At 63.0% G+C, this 22794-nt stretch carries 19 protein-coding genes; 12 read left to right on the forward strand and 7 right to left on the reverse strand.

Annotation, left to right across the window (positions count from 1 at the left end):
* Positions 1–138 precede the first annotated feature (138 nt).
* Positions 139–2073, reverse strand: a complete 1935-nt coding sequence (locus tag AB5Y98_RS19470; RefSeq protein ID WP_368232630.1) for a sigma 54-interacting transcriptional regulator — start codon at positions 2071–2073, stop codon at positions 139–141.
* Positions 2074–2411: 338 nt separating this feature from the next.
* On the opposite strand from AB5Y98_RS19470, the gene AB5Y98_RS19475 reads away from it, so the two are divergent.
* Entirely contained in the window at positions 2412–3326 is a 915-nt protein-coding gene (locus AB5Y98_RS19475; protein ID WP_368232632.1) for a HEPN domain-containing protein, read from the forward strand.
* A 139-nt stretch (positions 3327–3465) separates the two neighbouring features.
* On the opposite strand, the gene AB5Y98_RS19480 is transcribed toward AB5Y98_RS19475, so the two are convergent.
* The 5 genes from AB5Y98_RS19480 to fadI all read right to left on the reverse strand — a co-directional run bounded on the left by AB5Y98_RS19480 (position 3466) and on the right by fadI (position 8980).
* Positions 3466–4350 carry an AEC family transporter gene (locus AB5Y98_RS19480; protein WP_042051728.1) on the reverse strand — a complete coding sequence of 295 codons (885 nt, stop codon included), beginning with the start codon at positions 4348–4350 and terminating at the stop codon, positions 3466–3468.
* A gap of 11 nt (positions 4351–4361) precedes the next feature.
* A complete protein-coding gene (locus tag AB5Y98_RS19485) occupies positions 4362–4919 on the reverse strand; it encodes a YaeQ family protein (RefSeq protein WP_010633897.1) in 558 nt (185 codons plus the stop codon).
* A 192-nt stretch (positions 4920–5111) separates the two neighbouring features.
* Positions 5112–5252, reverse strand: coding sequence for a TIGR02808 family protein (locus AB5Y98_RS19490; protein WP_005301193.1), 141 nt, complete (start codon positions 5250–5252; stop codon positions 5112–5114).
* A 294-nt stretch (positions 5253–5546) separates the two neighbouring features.
* Positions 5547–7670, reverse strand: a complete 2124-nt coding sequence (fadJ, locus tag AB5Y98_RS19495) for a fatty acid oxidation complex subunit alpha FadJ (protein WP_368232634.1) — start codon at positions 7668–7670, stop codon at positions 5547–5549.
* The gene (gene fadI / locus AB5Y98_RS19500; protein WP_206220119.1) at positions 7670–8980 is read right to left on the reverse strand and encodes an acetyl-CoA C-acyltransferase FadI; all 1311 of its coding nucleotides are present in this window, start codon (positions 8978–8980) and stop codon (positions 7670–7672) included. Before fadI ends, fadJ begins: the two co-directional genes overlap by 1 nt.
* Positions 8981–9173: 193 nt before the next feature.
* Here fadI and AB5Y98_RS19505 point away from each other — a divergent pair, with 193 nt between their 5' ends.
* The 11 genes from AB5Y98_RS19505 (at position 9174) to AB5Y98_RS19555 (ending at position 21552) form a co-directional block, all read left to right on the forward strand.
* Positions 9174–10124 (forward strand): AAA family ATPase, encoded by a 951-nt coding sequence (locus AB5Y98_RS19505; RefSeq protein ID WP_368232637.1) that lies wholly within the window; start codon positions 9174–9176, stop codon positions 10122–10124.
* Positions 10125–10158: 34 nt separating this feature from the next.
* The gene (locus AB5Y98_RS19510; RefSeq protein WP_368232639.1) at positions 10159–11049 is read left to right on the forward strand and encodes a DUF58 domain-containing protein; all 891 of its coding nucleotides are present in this window, start codon (positions 10159–10161) and stop codon (positions 11047–11049) included.
* Entirely contained in the window at positions 11034–11606 is a 573-nt protein-coding gene (locus AB5Y98_RS19515) for a DUF4381 domain-containing protein (protein WP_124249788.1), read from the forward strand. The genes AB5Y98_RS19510 and AB5Y98_RS19515 overlap by 16 nt, the downstream gene beginning before the upstream one ends.
* Positions 11603–12613: a VWA domain-containing protein gene (locus tag AB5Y98_RS19520; RefSeq protein ID WP_139724567.1), complete on the forward strand. Its 1011-nt coding sequence runs from the start codon at positions 11603–11605 to the stop codon at positions 12611–12613. Before AB5Y98_RS19515 ends, AB5Y98_RS19520 begins: the two co-directional genes overlap by 4 nt.
* Positions 12613–14103, forward strand: a complete 1491-nt coding sequence (locus tag AB5Y98_RS19525) for a VWA domain-containing protein (protein WP_368232821.1) — start codon at positions 12613–12615, stop codon at positions 14101–14103. The genes AB5Y98_RS19520 and AB5Y98_RS19525 overlap by 1 nt, the downstream gene beginning before the upstream one ends.
* A complete protein-coding gene (locus tag AB5Y98_RS19530) occupies positions 14100–15641 on the forward strand; it encodes a hypothetical protein (protein ID WP_368232641.1) in 1542 nt (513 codons plus the stop codon). The genes AB5Y98_RS19525 and AB5Y98_RS19530 overlap by 4 nt, the downstream gene beginning before the upstream one ends.
* 12 nt (positions 15642–15653) lie before the next feature.
* Entirely contained in the window at positions 15654–16244 is a 591-nt protein-coding gene (locus AB5Y98_RS19535; RefSeq protein WP_368232643.1) for a sigma-70 family RNA polymerase sigma factor, read from the forward strand.
* Positions 16237–16980, forward strand: coding sequence for a DUF3379 domain-containing protein (locus tag AB5Y98_RS19540; protein WP_017764402.1), 744 nt, complete (start codon positions 16237–16239; stop codon positions 16978–16980). Before AB5Y98_RS19535 ends, AB5Y98_RS19540 begins: the two co-directional genes overlap by 8 nt.
* A gap of 410 nt (positions 16981–17390) precedes the next feature.
* The gene (locus AB5Y98_RS19545) at positions 17391–18689 is read left to right on the forward strand and encodes an outer membrane protein transport protein (protein ID WP_005301224.1); all 1299 of its coding nucleotides are present in this window, start codon (positions 17391–17393) and stop codon (positions 18687–18689) included.
* Positions 18690–18942: 253 nt separating this feature from the next.
* Positions 18943–20199: an OmpP1/FadL family transporter gene (locus AB5Y98_RS19550; RefSeq protein ID WP_010633887.1), complete on the forward strand. Its 1257-nt coding sequence runs from the start codon at positions 18943–18945 to the stop codon at positions 20197–20199.
* A gap of 129 nt (positions 20200–20328) precedes the next feature.
* Positions 20329–21552 carry an EAL and HDOD domain-containing protein gene (locus tag AB5Y98_RS19555; protein WP_005301226.1) on the forward strand — a complete coding sequence of 408 codons (1224 nt, stop codon included), beginning with the start codon at positions 20329–20331 and terminating at the stop codon, positions 21550–21552.
* On the opposite strand, the gene AB5Y98_RS19560 is transcribed toward AB5Y98_RS19555, so the two are convergent.
* The gene (locus tag AB5Y98_RS19560; RefSeq protein ID WP_368232646.1) at positions 21549–22712 is read right to left on the reverse strand and encodes an acetyl-CoA C-acyltransferase; all 1164 of its coding nucleotides are present in this window, start codon (positions 22710–22712) and stop codon (positions 21549–21551) included. The genes AB5Y98_RS19555 and AB5Y98_RS19560 overlap by 4 nt on opposite strands.
* Positions 22713–22794 lie beyond the last annotated feature (82 nt).

A 22794-nucleotide genomic window follows, 5' to 3' on the forward strand; every position in this document is an offset into this window, starting at 1 on the left:
GGCCCTGATAATTATCAGTCCGGCTATCACCAGAGCCTGCCAATTGATAGAAAGCGGGGCGACATTCTCATAATGATAACGCCGCGATTATCGGTCGCGGCGCGGTGAGGCGGGGCCGCCAGGCGACCCGCTGCGGGATCAGGCCTGCACGGCTATCTCGTACTTCTTTATCTTGCGATAGAGGGTGGCGATGCCGATCCCGAGTGCCTGGGCGGCCAGCTTCTTGTTGCCAAGGCGCAGCAGGGTCTCCTCTATCATCTGCTTTTCCATGTTCTCCAGCCCGTTTTCGCCAAGTGGCAGTGCCAACCCGCGCTCGACCTGGCCGGCAGCCGACTCTGGCAGGCTTGCCTCTGGCGATGACCAGGGCGTCCCGGCAGCCGATGCCGGGTTGCCAGCGGCAGGGCTGAGCGCAGGGTCGGCCAGCACGCCATGGGAATAAGGGTCGGGCGAGAGCGGCATGCGCGCGATCTGCACCGTGCTTCGTGGCGGCTCATCCGCCCCGCTGCGCTGGTTGCGCAGGATATTGGGGGGCAGCAGTATGCTCTCGATCACCTCCCCCGCCTGCACCACGTTCACCAGGTACTCGATGAGGTTGCTGAGCTCGCGCACGTTGCCGGGCCAACGGTAGCCTTCGAGCAGTGCCATCACCTCCGGGCTCAGCCCCGGATACAGCAGGCCGATGCGGCTGGTGTGCAGGTTGAGGAAGTAGTGGGTCAGCAGCGCCACGTCCCCCTCCCGCTCGCGCAGGGGCGGCAGGTGAATGGGAATGACGTTGAGGCGATAGAAGAGATCCTCGCGAAACTTGCCCTCGGCGATGTACTGCTCCAGATGCTGGTGGGTCGCGGCTATGATACGGATGTCCACCGGCACCGGCCGGCTGGCGCCGATGGGGGTCACTTCCCTCAGCTCCAGCACCCGCAGCAGCTTGGCCTGCATGGTGAGCGGCATGTCCCCTATCTCGTCGAGAAACAAAGTCCCCTGCTGGGCAGCCTGGATCAGCCCCTGCTTGCCGGTGCTGGAGGCGCCGGTGAAAGCCCCCTTCACGTAACCGAACAGCTCGCTCTCGAGCAGCTGCTCGGGGATGGCGGCGCAGTTGATGGCGATGAAGGGCTTGTCGCGGCGAGGGCTGAGCCGGTGAATGGCGCGGGCCACCACCTCCTTGCCGGTGCCGCTCTCGCCGCACACCAGCACGCTGGAGGGGCTAAGGGCGATGCGATGGAGCAGCTTTTTCAGGGCTCGCATCGGCTTGCTCTCCCCGATCAGCATGCTGACTCCCTCGTCGGGCTCCAGCGGCGGGTTCGGCGTACCGTGGGACTGGTGAAACGCCATCAGAAACAGCTGCTGGCCCTGCACGTGGTGCAGCTGACCGATGATCAGCTCCTGACGATCCCCCAGGGTGACGATGTGCTGCAGATGGCCGGTCAACCCCTGCTGGGCAAAGGTGAGCGGGCGCAGCCCTATCTCGCAGCCCAGCAGCGCCTCCTGCTGGCAGTTGAGCTGCTTGAGCGCCACCTCGTTGGCGTAAAGCAGCTGGCTCTTCTCGTCGAGCAGCAGGCAGCCCTGATCCATGTGGTTCATCAGGCTGAGGAAGACCTTGTTGACCCCGTCCGACAGGCCGCGCGAGTCGAGCAGCTTGGCCACGAAGATGCTGGAGATGTGCTGCACATAGTCGCACACCTCCTGCAGGTTGTTGTTGAGACGGGCCTGCTGCTCCGGGTTGAAGGCCACCAGGCTGATCACCCCGATGCAGTTCTCCTCCACCATGATGGGCACCCCGAGAAAGGCCCGCTCCCGGCAGCTCTCCTTGCAGCTGCACCCCTCACAGACTGGATCCTCGCTGGTGTGGGTGACGATCTTCTCGCGCTGATGCTCGATGACGTAGCGCAACAGGCGAGAGTCCCCCTCCAGCTGGCGACCGAAGAACTTGCCGTAAGGGCCGGTTCCCGCCACCCGCACCATGTTGGCGTCCACGATTTCCACTTCCAGTTGCAGCACGCTGGCCAGCATCTTGGCAAAGCGCAAAATGGTGGGCTGGATCTGCATCAACAAACATTGGTTACTGACGGACATCATGTTGTAAATCCCCTGGCTCCCACCCCGGGTGGGATTCATGCTGGCCAGATACTATGCCAATTCGATGGCAGCGACTTCGCCGAGGATCACGAAAAGGGAACTTGTACTCACCCTGCTACCGGGAGTGAGAGCTGGCGCAGGCCTCCAAAAGGGCAAAAACAACAGTGTTGACATAGATTCTTTATGGCAAAGTTTGACGATGGTGCATAGAGATTTTATCCACCTGACAAAAACCAAAATGGATGCAGAAAGAAATACACCCTAATACAGGGTGAGACATGTCAGGTGCTCACTAGACCTGTATACACTGATAATTCCTACAACTGGAGATATTTAGTATGAATACCATCGATATAAATGGATTTCCACACCATATGAGCGTTCTTAAGGGGTACTCAAGTCATGAACAAAATGAAATCATGACCATATGGTTTATGGATAATTTTGATAGAATAAGTTTTGATGATCGTTTGATATTCGGGAGCGTGCAATATGATGCAGTAGAACCATACGAGGTACTAACAGATTTTTTTGGTGGTTGGATACCTGGTGATATTATTGGAGACACTGCATCTGAACTAGATCCAGAAGGTGATGAAATATGGGTTCCGAAAATAGACTATTCAGCATACTGGCCAGAAAATGATATAGAACCTGATGCATACGAGGCATTCCAAGCTAGTATCGATCGTATCAACGAAATGATGAAAAGCGCTCATATGTTAGGTAGTGATGACCTTCAACAACATTTTTTCCAAATTCTCTATGCCAATGTATTCACTACCCTTGAGGCGTATATGGTACGAGCATTCATTAACAAGGTGCTTGAAAATAATGACAATCTTCACCAATACCTTTCTAAGCAGAGAGAGTTTGAATTTGAAAACCCCAAATTGGTTGATATTTTAAGGGGGCAGGAATATATAGATGAATTGATTGAAGCCATACGTAAGAAGTTGAAAGTAGTGTTGATTAAAGCCTCATGGCATGATTTGAGAAAGGTATCATCTCGGTTTAATTGTCTTGGTATTGATCTAAAGGTTTCAGAGTTTAAATTGAATGAAGTTATTAAGAAAAGGCATGACATAATTCATCGAAATGGTCGTACTCCTGACGATAGCAAATTAATCATTAGCCTAGAAGACATTATGTTTGCTATTAATACAGCGACTGTTATTGCCGATACAATAAGGGCTGATGAACTTGGGTTTGAAAGCAACCATGAAGATGTTCGTACTACTAGTGAGAGGTAATCGTTACCTCTAGTAACTCTGGGTGACAATGCTGAAGTGCTCGATTGAAGTCGTAGGTTAGATTAGTAAATCGTAATCGAACTTTCTTTTTAGCAATAAAAAGGACGCCCTCAGGCTTCCTTTTTATTGCTGAGCCGGATCAACTGCCCAGATGCAGGGCCAGCCAGACTGCCAGCGGGATCACCAGCACCGAGAGCGCATTGCCGCCAAGCACGATACTGGCCACCTTCTCGGGCTGGCACTGGTACTGCTCGCACAGCATGTAGTTAAGCACCGCCGGCGGCAGCGCCACCGACAGCATCAGGAGCGGGACCCAGGCCGGTTGCAGCGGCAGCAGCCAGACCGCCAGCCCCAGGGAGATGCCGCCGGCCAGCAGATAGAGCAGGTTGCACTTGAGGGCGAGCCCCAGGTGATCCAGCTCCCCTTCCATCAGCCGGATGCCGAGGGCAAACAGCATCAGCGGCACCGAGATCTGGCCGAGCAGCGAGGCGCTGGTCACCAGGTACTCGGGCAGCGGAATGTGCAAATTGGCCACCAGCAGGCCCGCCAGGGCGGCCCACAGCACAGGGCTTTTCAGCCAGAGCCAGCGGGAGGTGTTGGCCGAGAGGATGAACATGCCCACCGAGAAGTGGAGCAGGTTGGAGAGCACGAACAGTATGATGATGGCACCCAGCTGCTGCTCGCCGAAGGCCAGCACCATCAGCGGAATGCCGAGGTTGCCGGTGTTGCGAAACATGGCGGGCAGGATCAGGGCCGGTCGGCTGATGCTGCTAAGCCTGAGCAGAGAGAGCAGCAGCCCAGGCAGCAGGATCACCAGAGCCCCCGCCGCGATGAGCGAGAGGTGAGCCATCAGATCCAGCGGGTATTTGACCAGCGCCGAGAACACCAGCGCCGGGGTGAACAGCTCGATATTGGCCCGGTTGACGTAACCCAGCGCGCCGCCCGGACGCAACCGGCCGTAGAGGGCGCCAAGCCCCACCACCGCAAACACCGGAATGACGATATTGAGCAGCGCGCTGAACATGGGCGAGTCCTTTACAGTTCGCGGGCGGGGGTTCCCATCAGCAGCACGGGATCCAGGGTCACTTCCTGGCGGCCGTTGCTCACCCAGAGCTGGCCATCGGAGATGGTACAGGTGAGCTGCATGGTGCGCTCGACCATCTCGGTCAGCGGCAGGGTCTGGCTGTCGGAGAGCTCAATCACGGTGAGGTTGTCGTGCAGGCTGAGCTTGCCCTGGTTCTGCTTCCACCAGACGCTGGTGCCACGGCCGCCGTAGAGGTAGAGCACCACATGGCGGGAGCGGTTGCACGCCTTCTTGAGACGGCGCTCGTCGGGCTGACCGAGTTCGATCCAGAGTTCAATCTCGTCGGAATAGTTCTTGCGCCAGAGCTCGGGCTCATCATCGGCAGAGAGGCCCTTGGTGAACTCCAGTCGCTCGGCGGCGTGCCAGGCGAAGGCCGCCAGCCGGATCATCATCCGCTCGTCGGTCTCGGAGGGGTGACGGGCCAGGGTGAGAGAAAAGTCCTGATAGAGATTGCGATCCATGTCGGACAGGCTGAGCTGAGCCTTGAATACGGTTGCCTTGAGAGCCATAGAAAACCTTGAATACCTTGGGAAGCGGGCCGAAACGAAAAACTGCGCGCCAGTGTAATCAAAATCGGCGGCAGGTTCGACCTCAAGCAGCACAGATTTGGCCCGGCTCGCGCAGATAACAGCCTGCAGAGGCTCCAAAAACAAATGCCAGTCCGAAGACTGGCATTTGGCGGTATGAACGAAAGAAGCGGATCACTTCTCGGCGGACTTGACCCCGAAGGCATTGAGCAGCAAGCAGCAGGTCACTGCCACCGCTACAAACCCGCTCAGGAAGATAAAGGGCATGGCCCCGTATCCCAATACAGTCCAGATGGTTTGTTCAAGCAGACTCATTATGTGTCCTTCATCCAGTGAAATGGGTGTCCCTTTCGTGACGGGGTTATTCCCCGTTCCTGATGATGCTATTTGACCCCAACCAGCGCCTGAGTCCTATGCCACCAAAGTAATAAATAGGGGGCTACTTTGCGTTGGATCAACAATTTATCCCTTGCCGAGGAAAAATATGGACGCAATTCAACCCGTTGTCAGCCTGCGGCCCTCTCCTCTCCCATTGCTGCACCAAAAAGAAGGAGGCGACCCTGGGGTCGCCTCCTTGTCGGTTGGGCTGTTGCCGCGAGCGGCGCACCCTCAATAGAAGCGCTGCTGCTCCGCCGCCATCGCCTTGAGGCGATCGCAGGGGGCGAAGCGGTCGCCATGGCGCTTCTGGTAGTGCTCAAGACGCGCCACCAGGTGCTCGATGCCGAGGCTGTCCATGTAGCGGAACGGGCCGCCCAGGAACGGCGGGAAGCCGATGCCGAAGATGGCGCCGATGTCGCCATCGCGGGCCGAGGCCACCACGCCGCTGTCGAGCGCCATGGCCGCTTCGTTGAGCATCATCAGCACGCAGCGCTCGGCGATCTCCGCCTTGGCCTGTTTGGCTTGGGGGCTGACGCCCAAGACGCCGTAGACGCTGTCGTCCACCTTCTTCTTGCCCTTGGCGGCCTTGCCGTAGAGGTAGAAGCCCTTGCCGTTCTTGCGCCCCTTGCGATCGTTTTGCAGCAGCTTGTCAAAGGCCGCCGGCGCCTGGAAGCGCTCGCCCCCCAGCTCTTTCTCGAGGATCGGGGAGATCTTGGCGCCAACGTCGATCCCCACCTCGTCCAGCAGGGTGATGGGGCCCACCGGGAAGCCGAAATCGAGCAGGGCGCCGTCCAGCACCTCCACCGGCTCCCCTTCCAGCACCAGGCGCGCCGCCTCGTTCATGTAGGGTGCCAGGATGCGGTTGACGTAGAAGCCCGCCTCATCCTTGACCACGATGGGGGTCTTGCCCTGGGCCCGGGCAAAGGCCAGGGTAGTGGCAACCGTCTCGGCACTGGTGCCGGCGTGGGGGATGATTTCCGCCAGCGGCATCTTGTCCACCGGGCTGAAGTAGTGCAGCCCCACCACCCGCTCCGGGTGTGCCGCCGCCGAGGCGATCTGGTGGATAGGCAGGGAGGAGGTGTTGGAGGCAAACACTGTGTGCTCGCCGCATTCGCGCTCCACGTCCTGCACCATCTGGTGTTTGAGGGCGAGATCTTCGAACACCGCCTCCACCACCATGTCGACCCGGTGGAAACCGGAGTAGTCGAGGGTGCCGGTCAGCAGGCTCATCTGCTTCTCAAGCTCGCTGCGCAGGATATGACGGCGTTTAAGCTTCTTGGCCAGGATGTCGTAGCTGTAGCGCATGGCGTTGCCGATGCCGGCACTGGCCACGTCCTTGATCCGTACCGGTACCCCCGCCTTGGTGGCGGTGACGAAGGCGATGCCGCCCCCCATCAGACCGCCGCCCAGCACGGCGGCATGACCCACCTTGCGCGGCTCGGCCCCCTGATAGGTGACCTCCTTCTTCATCTCGGTGGTGGCAAAGAAGATGGAGCGCAAGGCGGCGGATTCGCTGGTCATCACCAGCTCGCCAAAGTGGCGGGATTCGGCGGCAAGGCCTGCCTGCATCCCCTCTTCCACCCCGATGCGCACCACCTCCAGGATCAGCTCAGGAGCCGGGTAGTTGCCACGGGTCTTCGCCTTCACCCCCTTGCGGGCCTGATCGAACAGCACCTTGCGGCCCAGCTTGTTGGTCTCCAGCAGTTTGCCCTGCAGATCCCGCTTGAGCTCGTGGCGGGGCTTGCCCTTCTTGGCCAGCTTGATGGCGGCCTCCAGCAGGATGGAGGGCGGCACCACATCGTCCACCAGCCCCAGTTTCTTGGCCTGCTTGGCCCGCACCTGCTTGCCGGTCAACATCAGATCGAGCGCCTTGGCCACCCCGATGAGGCGCGGCAGACGCTGGGTCCCGCCGGAACCCGGCAGCAAGCCCAGTTGTACCTCAGGCAGGCCGAGCACCGTCTTGCCGTGATCGGTGACTACCCGACCATGACAGGCCAGCGCCAGCTCCAGCCCACCACCGAGACAGGGGCCGTGAATGGCGGCGATCACCGGAATGGGTAGCGACTCGATCTCGGCGAAGATCACCTGCCCTTCCCGCGACAGCGTCTCGGCATCCTTGGCGCTGGTACAGGCCGCCAGCATGCTGATGTCGGCGCCGGCGATGAAGGAGTCCTTCTTGCCGGAGACCACCACCAGGCCGATCAGCTCTTTATTGGCTTTCACCTCGGCCAGCACCGCGCGGATCTCGTCCACGAAGGCGGCTTTGAGGGTATTCATGCTCTCGCCCGGCACATCCATGGTGAGAATGCCGATGCCATCCTGGCGCACCGCCAGGGAAAAAGTCTTCTTGCTCATCACTCTACCTCCAACACCATGGCCACGCCGAGACCGCCCGCCGCACAGGCGGTGTTCAGCCCCAATCCTCCTCCCCGACGCCGCAGCTCGTGCAGGGTCTGGGTGATCATGCGCGCACCGGTCGCGGCAAAGGGGTGACCATAGGCCAGCGAGCCACCGAGGACGTTGAATTTGTCCATGTCCACCTCGCCGATGGCCTGCTCACGACCCAGCTTGCTCTGGGCAAACTCGTGGCTGGCAAACATCTTGAGGTTGGCCAGGGTCTGGGCGGCAAAGGCTTCGTGCATGTCGATCAGAGTGAGATCGCTGAGCGTGATGCCGGCGCGGTCCAGCGCCAGCGGGGTGGCGTAGGAGGGGCCCATCAGCATGTCCTGCCACACATCGATGGCAGAAAACGCGAAGCTGCGGATATAACCGAGCGGCTCGAGACCGAGCTCGCGGGCCCGCCCTTCGCGCATCAGCAGCACGGCGGCGGCGCCGTCGGTGAGCGGGGTGGCGTTGGCTGCGGTGACGGAGCCGTGCAGTCGGTCAAACACCGGCTTGAGCTTGGCGTAGCTCGCCAGCTCCGAGCTTTCACGGATGTTGTTGTCTCGCTCCAGCGGCGCCTTGTAGGGGGGCACGTGAGCGGTGAACACCTCGCCACTCAACTTGCCATCGGCCCAGGCCTGAGCGGCCAGGGTATGGGAGCGGTGCGCCAGCGCGTCTTGCGCCTCGCGGCTGATCTGGTGGCTCTTGGCCATCTGCTCGGCGGTCTGGCCCATGGAGAGGCCGGTGGAGTACTCGGCCACGGCGGGCGGCACCGGCAGCAGATCCTTGACCCGCAGCTGGCGCAAAATGTTGAAGCGCTGCTGCAGATTGCGCGCCTTGTTGAGATCCACCAGGGCGCGGGCCAGCTTCTTGCTCACCCCGATGGGCAGCACGGAGGAGGAGTCGGCACCGCCGGCGATGGCGATGTCCACCGTGCCGGCCATGATGGATTCGGTGACGTTGGCGACGGCCTGGAAACTGGTGGCGCAGGCGCGCGACACGCTATAGGCATCGGTGCTGACGCTCATGCCGGTGCCGAGCACGATCTCGCGAGCGATGTTGGGGGCTTCCGGCATCTGTACCACCTGGCCGAACACCAGCTGGTCGATGAGCTTGGGATCGAGATCGGTGCGAGCGAGCATCTCGCTCACCACCAGTTTGCCCAGATCCACTGCAGGCACGCCGTGAAAGGCGGTGGCCTGCTTGGCAAAGGGGGTGCGCAAACCCGCCACGACGGCAATCCGTTCGCCCTGGCGAGTCGTCAGTTTCAATGGCTCTTTCATCCTGGCTCCTTGGTTAAACGAGAAGACTAAAGGGAGAGGTCTGACCTCATTGCGCCACATCTTAACAATCCACTCACAAATTTCATACGGCTGATTGAAACTAAATTGCCGCCATCTTGGCCCCCTCCCTCGCCCTTGTGCGCCAACTGGAGTATAAAAAGATCAACTTCTATGAAAACAACGGGTTTATTGCATGGCAGCGGCCGAGTTCAGACAGCTTGCGGACTATCTGGGTAGTCAGATTCTGGGACAGGGCCCCCTCATCGAGGGGCTGCTGATCGCCCTGTTATGTGAAGGACATGTGTTGATCGAGGGCGCCCCCGGTCTTGCCAAGACCCGGGCCGTCAAGGCGCTGGCCGGCGCGGTGGAGGGACGCTTCGCCCGCATCCAGTTCACCCCCGACCTGCTGCCCGCCGATCTCACCGGCAGCGAGGTGTTTCACCCTCAGGATGCCAGCTTCGTGTTTCAGCCCGGCCCCCTCTTCAACCACCTGGTGCTGGCGGACGAGATCAACCGGGCGCCGGCCAAGGTGCAATCCGCCCTCTTGGAAGCGATGGCCGAGCATCAGATCACCGTGGGCAAGAAGAGCTGGCGCCTGCCGCCCCTATTTATGGTGGCCGCCACGCAAAACCCGATAGAACAGGAGGGGACCTATCCCCTGCCGGAGGCCCAGCTCGATCGCTTCCTGCTCAAGCTGCTGGTGGACTACCCGAGCCCCGCCATGGAGCTCGCCATCCTCCAGTTAAACGCCCAGGGCGACACCCTGCCGGCGCCGCCGCTCACCCTGAGCCAGGCCGATCTGCTGGCGGCCCGCAGCGCGGTGCAGGCGGTGCAGATGCAGGGGCGCCTCGAGCACTATCTGGTGCAGCTGGTCTGCGCCACCCGCCCTGGCAGCGGCCTCTGTCCGGAGCTCGAACCCCTGGTCGCGGTGGGCGCCAGCCCCAGGGCCAGCATAGGTCTGGCCAGAGCGGCTCGCGCCAGGGCCTGGCTGGCCGGGCGGGATTTCGTGCTGCCCGAAGACATTCAGCAGCTGGCACCGGCCGTGCTGCGCCATCGCCTCATCCCCAGTTATCAGGCGCTGGCGGACAACCTCGACAACGAGGCGCTCATCACCCTGCTGCTGGATGCGATCCCATGCCCCTGAGCCCGCTCGCACCCTCTGCGCAGGCCCTGCTGTCATGACGAGCGCCGCCGATCCCCTCGCCCATCCCGATATCGCCCTGCCGCTTGCCAGGTTGCTGGCGATCAGGCTGTGGGCCCGGCAGGGGCCGCGCTCGCGTATTCAACCGGTGGCGCAGGGGCGGCTTGGCCGCACGCCGGGGCTCACCTTTCGCGAGCTGCGCGCCTATCAGGCCGGCGACGAGGTGCGCCACATCGACTGGCGGGTGACCGCCCGCCTCGGTCGCCCCTATACCCGCCTCTACAGCGAAGAGCAGGATCAGGCCCACTGGCTGCTGCTCGACCTCTCCCCGGCCATGTACTTCGGCTCACGCCACCAGCTCAAGGCACGCCTGGGCTGCGAGCTGGCTGCCGCCCTGCTCTGGCAAGGGGAAAAACAGGCCAACACCCTGATCTGCCACGGCGTGGAGACACACCTGCAACATCAGCGCGGCCCGCTGGTGCCGCTGCTAGAGGCCCTCTGCCACCACTACCGGCTGGGGCTGGCACGCACGCCGTCCCCCCACGCCCTGGCCCATACCCTGGCCCGGCTCAACCTGCCCCACGGCGCCAGATTGACCCTGATCACCGATCACAGCCCTCTCGATGAGGCGCTCTGCCGCCAGCTGCAGCTGCTCGGCCGGCGCCACGACATTCATTGCTGGCAGATCCGCGATCCGCTGGAGGCGGCCCTGCCCACCCAGGGCCGTCTGGCGGTGCATGCCGGCCAGCAGAGCGGCTGGCTCGAGGCCGGCGAACCCGGGTTTGCCTTGCGCTATCAAGTGGCCGCCGAGCAACTGGCTCGCCAGAGCCATCAGCAACTGCTGCCGCTGGTGCAGCGCCTCTACCGGCTCGACAACGGCCAGCCGCTGCAACGCCAGTGGCAGGAGGGTGCATGCCGCCAATTCTGAACTGGCTTGCCAGCGCCGTGCCGGGCAGCAATGTGCCCACCTCCCCGCTGGCGGCCCAGCTGCGCGACATTCATCCCGGCCCACCGCTGCAGCTCGCCTCTGATCCCCGCCTGTTGGGCTGGTGGTGGCTGCTGATCGCCCTGCTGGTCGGCACCTTGATCATCCTCGGCGTGCAGAGTCTGCTGCGTTATCGCCGCTGGCAGCGACAGCTCGACTGGCAGGCCCCCGATCTGGTGCCTAGGCTGCAGGCCGTGATGCGCGAGGCCGTGCTGCCGCGCTGGCCCGAGGCGGCCTCCCTGCAGGGCGAGCCCTGGCTCATCTTTCTTGATTCTTTGGGGCTTGATTCTCTGGGGGGCAGCCGCTTTCGCGAGCTGGCCCCGCACTGGTCTGCCTGGCTCTACGGCGGTCAAAGCCCGGATGCGCAGCAGCGCCAGGCGCTGCGCCGGGCCTACCTCGCCTGGGGACGTCACTGCATCTGCCCGCCAGCCTGGTTGCTGGCGCTGCGCACTCGCTGGCGAAGCCATACAAGAGATGTGCACATCCGGAGGCAGCCATGATCCTCGCCTGGCCCTGGTTTGCCCTGGCGCTGGTGCTGCCGCTGCTGGTGCGCTTCGGTCTGCCACCCCGCCCCAGCGGCGCACACGACCCCGGCGTGCTGAACCATGCCGGCTTTCCTCTGCTGCGCCCCCATGCCGGCCAGCCCCTGTGGCGGATGGCGCTGTGCTGGTGCGCCCTGGTGCTGGCGCTTTGCCGCCCCCAGTGGCAGGAGCCGCCTCAGGTGAGCTATCAGAGCAGCCGGGATCTCATCCTGGCGGTGGATCTCTCCGACAGCATGCGCACCCAGGACATGCTGGACGACGGGGAGCAAAAAGACCGGCTCAGCGCGGTGCGCCAGCAGATAGACAGGCTCATCGCCGCCCGCCCCGGCGATCGCATCGCCCTCATCGTGTTCGCCGACCACGCCTACCTGCTCTCGCCCCTGACCCAGGAGACCAACGCCCTGCTCGGCCTCACCCGTGAGCTCGATTTCGAGCTGGTGGGGCGCACCACCGCGCTGGGCGAGGCCATCCTGCTTGCTCGCCAGCACAAGGCTCCCAACCGCTCCACCGCCCTCTTGCTGGTCACCGACGGGCGCAACACCGCCGGCAGCGCCGATCCCCTGAGCGAAGCCAAACGAGCCGCCGCCGCAGGCATTCGCCTCTATACCCTGGGGGTGGGCGCCGATCCGGATACCTTTGCCGAGGCGATGGCACCCGCGCTGGCCCCGGCCCAGAGCGATCCCAGCGCCGAGCTGGACGAAGCCCTCTTGCAGCAACTGGCCGAGGTGGGCCATGGCCGTTACTTCCGCGCGCGCACCCAGGGGGATCTCGAGGCCATCAATCAGGCGCTGGATACCCTGGAACCCGTCGCCACCGCGCAAACCCGTTATCGCCCCAACGTGGAGCTCTACCCCTGGCCGCTGGCGCTGGCCTGGCTGCTGCTGAGCTGGCCAGCCCGGTTGCGCTGGCCGGTGCGGCTGACTCGCAAGGCCCAGCCTGATCAGCCGTCCCGAGGCGCCCCATGATGGAGCTCACCCTGCTGCGCCCGCTCTGGTTGCTGGCCCTGCTGCCCTGGTTGTGGCAGGGGTGGCGCCGTCGCCGCCAGGCCCCGCTGCTGGCCCCCGCCATGCAGGCCTATCTGCTGCCGGGGCAGCGGCGCCAGCGCCCCTGGCTCTGGCTGGCCTGCCTGCCGGTGATCCTGGCCTTGAGCGGCCCGGCCCTGCGTCAGCAGAGCCTGAGCGTGCCAAGCCCGGCCCTCGACATCTGGCTGCTGGATCTCTCCCGCTCCATGCTGGCCACCGACCTGCTGCCGGATCGGGCCACCCGGGTGCGGGTACTGCTGCAGGATCTGCTGGCCGACAGCGAGCGGCAGGAAGCAGCCCATCCCATCGCCCTCATTCTGTTTGCCGGGGATGCCTACCTCGCCATGCCGCCCACCCGGGATCAGCAGGCCATCGCCCTGCTGCTGCCCGACCTGCGCCCGGCCATCATGCCAAGACAGGGCAGTGCGCCCGAACGCGCCGTGGCACTGGCGCTCAAGCAGATCCCCGCCGGCCGGCAAGCCCGCCTGCTGCTGATCACCGATGACCTGACCGCCCGTCAGGCCGAGCGGATCAAGGCGAGCTGGCCCTGCCAGGGCAACCTCTTTTGCCACCCCGAAGTGCAAGCCCGTCTCGATATCCTGTTGGTCAACGCAGGCCAGCCCAGTCAACTGCCCGCCACCCTGGGCGGCGGCCTTGGCCGCGAGCTGCCCGCCCCGGATGTGGCGGCGCTGCAACAGCTGGCCGGCGATCTCGGCGGTCAGCTGCAGTGGCTGCAGCAAGGATTGCCGCGCTTTGCCCCCCTGCCCATGAGCCAGACCACAGGCGCACACCAGGCACAGGATCTCGGCCCCTGGTTGCTGCTGCCCCTGCTGCCGCTGGCACTGCTGGCCCGCATCGGCAGCCTATGGCTGGTGGTAATGGGGACACTCTTGCTGACGCCCCCCTCCCTGCAGGCCAATCCGGCGCTTGCCAGCACGCCCCCGGTCGGGGACAACCTGGCCTGGCAGGCCTTCTTTCAGGGACGCTATCAGGAGGCGGCCCGCGCCTTTACCGATCCCGTCTGGCAGGGCAATGCCTGGTATCGGGCCGGCGACTACGGCCGGGCCGTTGCCGCCTACGGCCGGGCCAACAGCGCCACCGCCCACTACAACCGGGGCAACGCCCTGGTACAGCTGGGCCAGCTGGCCGCCGCCGAGCAGGCCTATCTGGCGGCGCTGGCACTGGCCCCCAACCATGAAGACGCACTTTACAACCTGGCGCTGCTGCGCGCCCAGCCGCCCGCGGCAGCACCAGAGGCGCAGGATCCCAAGCCTGTCGATACCCCCGAACAGGCCGCTACCCCGGATGCCCCGCTGCCTCCATCTCCCCCCGTACTGCTGCTGGAGCAGCGGCTGCGCAAGGAGGATCAGCGCAGGCGCGAGCAGGAGGCCGACAAGGGCCTTCTCCCCACAAGAGGGGAGGATCCCTGGTGACGCGCCTCTTTGCCCCTTGCCATGCGCTCTGCCTTCTGCTGCTCTGGCTGCTGCCGGCGCAGCTCTTTGCCGCCCCGCCCCGGGCCGAGCTGCTGCCGGGTGCCGATCGCCGCGACTGGCTGCTGATCATCGAAGCGGACGGCGAGCGCCAGAGCGATGAACTCGCCATCACCCCCCTGCTGCGCCGCTTTGCGGTGGGCAAGGTGACCATGAGCCGGGTCACGGCCCCGCAGCAAAACCTGACCCGCTGGCAGATCCCCCTGCACCTGCTGGACGACGCAGAGCAGCAGGTGCCGGCTCTGTCGCTGGGGGCAGAGCAGACACCGTCCATCCCCTTTCCGCCGCGCTCCGAGAGCGGCAGCCTGGTGCCAGCCCCTGCCATCTCCCCCATCGAGTTGCAGGCCCGGGTGCTGCAACAGGGGCCGCTCTACCCAGGCCAGCCCTTTGTCTATCAGCTCAGCCTCTGGCTGCCCGCCAACATGGAGGCCCCCAACCTCACCGAGCCGGCCAGTGATGCCTTCACCATCCGCCGTCTCGGCAACGATCAGTGGCAGCCCCCGGCGAGCCCCGGCCTGCCGGGCCGGCTGACCCGCAGCTGGCTGTTGCAGGCCAGGGAGGCCGGGCGCCATCCGCTGGAGTCCCCCCGCTTTCAGGGGCGTTTGCCGCAGGATGACGGCGGCAGCGACCCCCTCTCGGCCCGGGCCGCCACCCTGTTCGTGCAGATCGACGAGCCCCCGCTGCAACCGGTGGCGAGCCGGCTTACCCTGAGCCAGCGGCTGGATCCCCCCACCGGCGCCAGAGCGGGCGAACCGGTGATCCGCACCCTGACCCTCACCCTGGAGGGGGGGGATGGCAACCGCCTCACCCTCTCCAGAGTGCTCGGGAGCACAACCCTGCCCGCCGGCGTGCAGGCCAGACCGGATGGAGAGCAGCAGCAGGAGCGCTATCTCGCCGAGGGGACGCTGCGCTTCGAGCGCGAGTGGCGCCAGGCCCTGACCGTCGACGAGCCCGGCGATTACCTGCTGCCCGCCATCGAGCTGGCCTGGTTCAACACCCAACACAAGCGCATCGAATACGCGCGCCTGCCCGCCACGCCCCTGCACATCACCGCGGGCGTGCAGGGGCAACCAGCACAGGATGGGCCGAACGACGAGAGCCAGCTATGGGTCATCTGGGCTCTGCTGCTGCGCGCCTGCTGGCGCCACGGGCCGCGCTGGCACGCCTTTTACCGCCTGCAACAGGCGCTGTATCGGGCCGATGCCGAACAGATCCGGGCCCGCTTGCTGGCGTGGGCCTGCCTGCGCTGGCCACTGCCCCATCTTCGTCTCGACACCCTGCCCTGTCGCCGCGATCCCGCTCTTGCGCCCCACTTCGCCGCCCTGGAGCGAGCCTGCTTTGCCACCGTCGTCCCCGTTGGCCATAGTGGGCACGACTGGCGCGGCTTTGCCGCGACCCTATGCGGCCAGGAAACTTTTGCGATAGCCTATGGCCTCAGGCTACTGGCCCGGATCTGTGGTTCCGGGCCTTCATTCAAATAAGGAAGCCCAGCGATGGCTTTAGGATTTTTCAGAAATAAAGGTGCCACGGTCGGAAAGGATCCCACGACCTCTCCGGTCTATGGAGATATGGCCGACAAACAAACCAAATACGAAGCCCTGGTGCATGCCCTGCACGGGGACATCTACCGCTACGCCTACTGGCTGTGCCGGGATCCGCAAGTGGCGGAAGACCTGGTGCAGGAGACCTTCCTGCGCGCCTGGAAGGGGATAGACACCCTGGTGGATGACAAGGCCGCCAAGGCCTGGCTCATCACCATACTGCGGCGGGAGAACGCCCGGCGCTTCGAGCGCAAGCAGTTCGATCTCGTCGATCTCGACGAGCACCCCCAGAGCGATCAGGAGGCGCTGCACAGCGAACAGGAGATGGAGAACGAGTGGCTCAGACGCCACATCGCCCGCCTGCCGGCAGAATACCAGGAGCCCCTGCTGCTGCAGGTGCTGGGAGGCTTCAGCGGCGACGAGATCGCGGCGCAGCTGGGGCTCAACAAGAATACCGTCATGACCCGCCTGTTTCGGGCCCGCAACCAGATCAAAGAGGCCATGGAGTCAACGACCCAACAGAGAGGACACACCAATGGATGAGCTGGAATTTCGCCGTCGGGCCATAGCCCATCCACATGAGCAGGATCCCGCGTTTCTCGAGCAGGCCCAGCGCTCCCCCGCCAACCGCAAGCATCTGGAGGAGATGAAGCAGCTCGATCGCAGCCTGCAGCGGGCGATGGAGGTCGAGGTGCCGGCCGGCCTGGCCGAGCGCATCCTGCTCAGACAGGCACTGGAAGCAGATCAGGAGCAGGTGGTGCCCCTGCCGGTGCGCCCGCATAGCAACTGGCGTGCGCTGGCGATGGCCGCCTCGGTCGCCTTCCTGCTCGGCATGAGCACCCGCTGGCTGAGCTGGCCGCAGGCCACCCCGGACGAGCTCTCGCTGGCCCAGGTCGCCATGGCCCACGTCTATGGCGAGGAGCCCTTCATCAAGGATGTGGACGAGCAGGTGAGCTTGCGCACCATCAACGCCAAGATGGAGAAATATGGCGCCACCCTGATGGGCATGCAGGGGCTGAAGATCACCTATGTCAACCACTGCTCCTTCTATCAGGGGCCGGCGCTGCACATGGTGCTGCAGGGCAAGATGGGCCCGGTCACCCTGTTTCTGGTGCCCAAGCATGTGCCGCTCACCCTGCAGCCCACCTTCGAGGATGGCCAGCTCAAGGGGGAGATCCTGCAACTCAAGGGGGCCAACATGGTACTGATCGGTGACATGGAAGAGCCGCTGGCACCGGTGGCGCAGCAGCTGGAATCCCGACTGCACTGGTCGATTTAACAGGTGTTAACGCAATCCTGACCCGAACGACCTCGGGTCAATCCGACGGGCAGACCAGACAACTTGGCTGCCCGTTTCCGCCCTTATCCCCCACGATTTGCCGCCATTTCCGGCTCATTCACAGCAAGTGCCGAAAAATATTTTTGTGATGCAGATCGCCCTATGTGCGTGTTTTTTATCCAATAAATGGTAAAAGAGACTATTTATGCGGCACATTCAAACAAATGATTAACACTCCAGAAACTTTTATGTATTCTGCTGTCACTGGTCTGATTTCTTACCTCCTACCAGATCCATAGAATCACGCCAGAATTGAATGGGAAGAAGCTGAAATAACAACAGATCTTGTCACATACGGAGGCAAAAAAGCCCCGATGCTGACAGAAAATCTGCCTACAAGAGAGAACACTATGACAACTGCCTTTTTCAAAAAGAGCCTGATCGCTGCCGCCGTCACTCTGGCCAGTACCCAAACCTTCGCCGCCGCGTTTCAGCTGAACGAACACTCAGCCTCCGGTCTGGGCCGTGCGTACGCCGGGGAAGCCGCCGTGGCAGACAACGCCTCCGTGTTGTCCCGCAACCCGGCAGCCATGACCCAGTTTGACAAGATGGCGTTCTCCGTATCCGGCACCTACATCAAGCCGGACGTGGATGTAAATGGTGACATCTATGCAGGTTCCGCCAAGATGGCCGGCGCCAGCGAGAGCGGCATCGCACCGAGCGCCTTCGTGCCCGCCACCTACTTCATCCAGCCGCTGAACGATCAGTGGGCCTGGGGTATCGGCCTGTTCTCCAACTACGGTCTGTCGACCGAGTACACCGAGAACTTCAACGGTGGCTCCATTGCCGGCAACACCGAACTCCTGACCTTCAACATCAACCCGAACATCGCCTACCGCGTCAACCAGCACTTCACTTTCGGTGCCGGTGTGAACCTGGTCTATGCCAAGGCTGAACTGAACCGCCGTGCCGGCGTGCTGGCCGCCGTGCCGCCGCTGAGCAGCGTACCGGGTGTCGGCAAGGACACCATCGTCAGCCACCTGAAGGGTGACGACTGGGGTTACGGCTGGAACGTGGGCACCATGTTCGAAGTCAACGAAAACAACCGCTTCGCCCTGACCTACCGCTCCCAGGTGGATCTGAAGTTCAAGGGTGACTACCAGGGTACCTCCTCCGGCTTCAAGACCGTCGGTGGCGAACTGCCGCTGGATCTGCCGGCCCAGGCCGAGTTCGCCGGTTACCACCGTCTGAACCAGCAGTTTGCGGTGCACTACTCCGTCAACTGGACTGACTGGAGCGCCTTCCAGGAGCTGAAGGCCACCAGCGGTCAGTGCAACAGCACCGACGGTGCCGGTGTCTGCCTCTACAAGCCGGAGAAGTTCAAGGACTCCACCCGTTACTCCCTGGGCGGTACCTGGTACGTCAACCCGTCCTGGGAAGCGCGTATCGGCTTTGCCTACGACAACACCCCGATCGAGCCGGAATACCGCAGCCTGAGCATCCCGGACTCCGACCGCGTTTGGTATAGCGCCGGTGCCACCTACCACATCGACAAGGACATGAGCGTCGATTTCGGCATGGCCTATCTGGACGGCAAGAAAGTGGACGTCAACGAGAAGCTGGTTGAAAGCAACGAAGCCCTGCGCTGGAAAGGCACCTCCCACGGCAACGCCTTCCTCGCTTCCGCTCAGTTCAACATGAAATTCTGATCATCAGCGAATTGACCAGAGCGCCTGCGGGCGCTCTTTTTTTATGCGCAATGCCTGTTTCAGCGTACATCTGTAGTAAACAACTGTACGCTTTTCTTTTTTTATCAAGCTATTAGCAGCACATCCTCCAGCATTTAATCCCGTTTTGAACCACCTGCCTCCGCGCCCGTTGCCTTACTGGTCTTACCATATAAAATCCTGCATCCAATCAGAAAAACGTTCGAACCCAAGGTTCATTTTCAAGGACAATGCAATGCACTCCATCATGAAGCCGTCTCTCATCGCCCTGCTGGTGCTGTCGAGCCAGGCCCAGGCGGCAGGTTTCCAGCTGGCCGAGCAATCCGCCACCGGCATGGGCCGCGCCTTCGCGGGCGAAGCCGCCATCGCCGACAATGCCAGCGTGCTCTCCCGCAATGCCGCCGCCATGACCCGTTTCGATACCATGGCCTTCTCCGGTGGCTTCATCTATGTGCACCCCGATGTCAACATCGAGGGCACCACCCGGGTGCCGACCGCCAGAGGGCCGGTCGACCTGGATGCGGCGGCCCACGACATCGCCGATGATGCCTGGGTGCCCAACGCCTACCTGATAGTGCCGCTCAACGATCAGTGGCGCCTGGGGCTGGCCGCCACCTCCTATTACGGGCTCGGCGTCAAGATGCCGGACAACTACAATGCCGGCCACTTCGGCAACGTCTCCGACATCAAGACCGTGGATCTGGGCGCCTCGCTGGCCTATCGCGTCAACCGCGTCTGGTCCGTCGGGGCCGGCCTCTCCGCCATTCGGGGCGAAGGGGAAGTGGGCGGCACCTTCCCCTCCAACAACCAGATTGCCAAGCACCTCAAAGGTGATGGCTGGGCCATGGGCTGGAACCTGGGCACCCTGCTGGAGCTGTCGGACGCGACCCGCATCGGCCTCTCCTATCGCCACGACGTGACCCTGAAGCTCTCGGGCGATGCCATCGGCATCGATCAGAACGGTCAGCCCTTCACCGATACCGGCAGCCTGGATCTGCCGCTGCCCGCCACCGCCGAGCTGGCCCTGTTCCATCAGCTGACGCCGGCGCTGGCACTGCACTCGAGCATCAACTGGACCAACTGGAGCAAGTTCGTACAGCTGGAGTCCGAGCTCGACCACCACGGCGTCATGCACATCAAGGACGAACACTGGAATGACAGCTGGCGCTATGCGCTGGGTCTGACCTACCAGCTGGCGCCGCAATGGACACTGCGCTCGGGCCTTGCCTACGACCGCAGCCCGGTGCCGGCAGATCGCCGCACCATCTCCATCCCCGACTCGGATCGGGTCTGGTACAGCGCCGGGGTGGGTTATCAGTTCGATCGCAACCTCTCGCTGGATCTGGGGGTGACCCTGATCGATGGCAAGAAGGTGGACGTGAGCGAAACCATGCAGCTCAAACCCGGCATCCCGCAGACCACCTCCACCTTCCAGGGCACCTCGGAAGGGGACGCCTGGCTGGCCGGCCTGCAGCTCAACTACCTGTTCTGATCCGGCGGGCCTCCTGGGGCCCGTCTATTCAAGCACTATGCCAGTTATTGACCGTTTCTGGCCTTCACGCGCTGGCATAGTGCTCTGCTTCACAATAAAATCAATCCAGTACACCCGCTGGAGAGATGCATGTATTCCTACGTAGCAAGGCAGCCCATCCTGGATCGGGAGTTGAAGACCCACGCCTATGAGCTGCTGTTTCGCGACAGTCTGGATAACGTGTTTCCTCCCATCTCCTCCCAGCAGGCCACGGCCAGGCTGGTGGCCGAACAGTTCCTGCAACAGAACATCGATCAGCTGCTTGGCGGTCGCCCCTGCTTCATCAACTTCCCCCACTCCCTGCTGCTGGAAGGACTGGCCGAATGCCTGCCGCCGGAGAAGGTGGTGATCGAGATCCTGGAAGACGCCACGCCTGACGACGCCCTGCTGGCCAAGGTGAAGCAGTTGCACGAGCTGGGCTATCAGCTGGCACTCGATGACTTCACCCTGTCGCCGGACTGGGAGCGCTTCCTCCCCTACATCCACATCATCAAGTTTGACCTGCGCACCACCTCCCTGTTGCGGATCAAGGTGTTCATCCAGCAGCATCAACAGCTCAAACTCACCTATCTGGCCGAGAAGGTGGAAGACAAGGCGGAGTTCGAGCGGGCCAAGCGGCTCGGTATCGACCTGTTCCAAGGCTTCTTCTTCAGCCGCCCCGAAATGGTCAAGCAGGCCACCATGGAGCCAGCCCAGGTGGTGGTGATGCAGTTGCTCAACGTGGTCAACCAGGCCGAGCCGGATCTCAACCGCATCGAGCAGTTGCTGAGTCAGGACATCTCCCTGTCCCTCAAGCTGCTGCGTTACGTCAACCATCTCAAGAGCCACGCCAACCCCATCTCCTCCTTTCGCCAGGCGGCGGTCTATCTCGGCCACACCCAGCTCAAGCGTTTCGTGACCCTGGTGGCCGCCACCAGCGCCGGCCAGGGCAAGAGCGCCGAGCTCTATCAGATGTCGATGATCCGGGCCCGTTTCTGCGAGCTGCTGGCCCATACCCATGCGCCGACCCAGGAGGCCCAGCAGGCTTTCATCACCGGCCTCTTCTCCCTGCTCGACGTCTTGATGGAGCAGCCGATGGACAAGCTGCTCGGCACCATTCCGCTGATCGAGGAGATCCGGGTCGCCCTGCTCGAGCGCAAGGGCAACCTGGGGTTCTACCTGTCGTTTTGCGAAGATTACGAGAATGCGAACTGGCAGCGGATCACCGCCAGAACGGCCCGGCTCGGGCTCAATGAAGAGAAGGTCAGTCAGCTCTATCTGACCGCCACCGCCTGGGTCAACCAGCAACTCCAGGCGATGGCGGAGACAGATTAACCCAGCTCGATGGCGACCGCGGTCGCCTCCCCGCCCCCGATGCACAGACTGGCGAGCCCGCGCTTGAGGCCACGTTCGCGCAAGGCGTGGATCAGGGTCACCAGGATCCGGGCGCCACTTGCTCCCAGCGGATGACCGAGGGCACAGGCGCCGCCGTTCACGTTCACCTTGTCATGGGGCAGCTTGCAGCCCGCCATGGCCAGCATGCTCACCATGGCGAATGCCTCGTTGACCTCGAACAGATCCACTTCGTCCACCTGCCAGCCCACCTTGGCCAACAAGCCCTCGATGGCCCCGATGGGCGCGCTGGTGAACTCAGCAGGCAAGGCCGCGTGGCTCTGATAACCCACCAGTCGTGCCAGCACGGGCACGCCGAGCTGCGCGGCGGTGTCGGCCCGCATCAGGATCAGCGCCGCCGCCCCGTCCGAGATGGAGCTGGCATTAGCCGCCGTGATGGTGCCCGTCTTGCTGAAAGCCGGCTTGAGCTGGGGGATCTTCTCGGGGCGCGCCTTGCCAGGCTGCTCATCCTCGGCCAGCAGCAGGGTCTCTCCGGCCTTCACCGGCGCCAACTCTGCTGCAAAGGCACCGCTGCGCTGGGCCGCCAGTGCCCGCTCCAGCGAGGTGATGGCAAAGGCATCCATGTCGGAGCGGGTCAGCCCGGCGCGATCGGCGCTCAACTGGGCATAATGGCCCATCAGCTGACCTTCGTAGGCATCCTGCAGCCCGTCGAGGAACATGTGATCGAGCACGCTCTGGTGCCCCATCCGAAAACCGCTGCGCGCCTTGTCGAGCAGATAAGGGGCACGGCTCATGCTCTCCATCCCGCCGGCGATCACCACGTTCGTGTCACCGAGTCGCAACCCATCGGCCGCCAGCATCACCGCCTTCATGCCGGAACCGCACACCTTGTTGACCGTGGTGCAGGGGATGCTGTCCGGCAGGCCCGCCTTCAACACCGCCTGACGGGCGGGCGCCTGGCCGACCCCGGCACTCAGCACGTTGCCAAGATAAGCCTCATCGATCTGCTCCCCCTTGAGCCCGGCCTGCGCCATGGCTGCGGTGATGGCACAGGCACCCAGTTCGGGTGCGCTCAGGTTGGCCAGGGCCCCTTGAAAGGCCCCCATGGGGGTACGTTTGGCCGCAACAATCACGATATCCATCAATTGCACTCTCCTTGTTACATTGAGCTAACATATGCCGCCGCCGTCTCGGGAACAAGACTTGCGGGGCAGTTGACGTTTG

Origin of the sequence: Aeromonas sp. s3, assembly GCF_040907805.1 — a bacterium.
Classification (GTDB): domain Bacteria; phylum Pseudomonadota; class Gammaproteobacteria; order Enterobacterales; family Aeromonadaceae; genus Aeromonas; species Aeromonas dhakensis.

Excerpts from the sequence above, each read along its gene's own strand:
- AB5Y98_RS19470 (WP_368232630.1), bottom strand. The coding sequence starts at position 2,073 with ATGATGTCCGTCAGTAACCAATGTTTGTTGATGCAGATCCAGCCCACC.
- AB5Y98_RS19475 (WP_368232632.1), top strand. The coding sequence starts at position 2,412 with ATGAATACCATCGATATAAATGGATTTCCACACCATATGAGCGTTCTT.
- AB5Y98_RS19480 (WP_042051728.1), bottom strand. The coding sequence starts at position 4,350 with ATGTTCAGCGCGCTGCTCAATATCGTCATTCCGGTGTTTGCGGTGGTG.
- AB5Y98_RS19485 (WP_010633897.1), bottom strand. The coding sequence starts at position 4,919 with ATGGCTCTCAAGGCAACCGTATTCAAGGCTCAGCTCAGCCTGTCCGAC.
- AB5Y98_RS19490 (WP_005301193.1), bottom strand. The coding sequence starts at position 5,252 with ATGAGTCTGCTTGAACAAACCATCTGGACTGTATTGGGATACGGGGCC.
- fadJ (WP_368232634.1), bottom strand. The coding sequence starts at position 7,670 with ATGAGCAAGAAGACTTTTTCCCTGGCGGTGCGCCAGGATGGCATCGGC.
- fadI (WP_206220119.1), bottom strand. The coding sequence starts at position 8,980 with ATGAAAGAGCCATTGAAACTGACGACTCGCCAGGGCGAACGGATTGCC.
- AB5Y98_RS19505 (WP_368232637.1), top strand. The coding sequence starts at position 9,174 with ATGGCAGCGGCCGAGTTCAGACAGCTTGCGGACTATCTGGGTAGTCAG.
- AB5Y98_RS19510 (WP_368232639.1), top strand. The coding sequence starts at position 10,159 with ATGACGAGCGCCGCCGATCCCCTCGCCCATCCCGATATCGCCCTGCCG.
- AB5Y98_RS19515 (WP_124249788.1), top strand. The coding sequence starts at position 11,034 with ATGCCGCCAATTCTGAACTGGCTTGCCAGCGCCGTGCCGGGCAGCAAT.
- AB5Y98_RS19520 (WP_139724567.1), top strand. The coding sequence starts at position 11,603 with ATGATCCTCGCCTGGCCCTGGTTTGCCCTGGCGCTGGTGCTGCCGCTG.
- AB5Y98_RS19525 (WP_368232821.1), top strand. The coding sequence starts at position 12,613 with ATGGAGCTCACCCTGCTGCGCCCGCTCTGGTTGCTGGCCCTGCTGCCC.
- AB5Y98_RS19535 (WP_368232643.1), top strand. The coding sequence starts at position 15,654 with ATGGCTTTAGGATTTTTCAGAAATAAAGGTGCCACGGTCGGAAAGGAT.
- AB5Y98_RS19540 (WP_017764402.1), top strand. The coding sequence starts at position 16,237 with ATGGATGAGCTGGAATTTCGCCGTCGGGCCATAGCCCATCCACATGAG.
- AB5Y98_RS19545 (WP_005301224.1), top strand. The coding sequence starts at position 17,391 with ATGACAACTGCCTTTTTCAAAAAGAGCCTGATCGCTGCCGCCGTCACT.
- AB5Y98_RS19550 (WP_010633887.1), top strand. The coding sequence starts at position 18,943 with ATGCACTCCATCATGAAGCCGTCTCTCATCGCCCTGCTGGTGCTGTCG.
- AB5Y98_RS19555 (WP_005301226.1), top strand. The coding sequence starts at position 20,329 with ATGTATTCCTACGTAGCAAGGCAGCCCATCCTGGATCGGGAGTTGAAG.
- AB5Y98_RS19560 (WP_368232646.1), bottom strand. The coding sequence starts at position 22,712 with ATGGATATCGTGATTGTTGCGGCCAAACGTACCCCCATGGGGGCCTTT.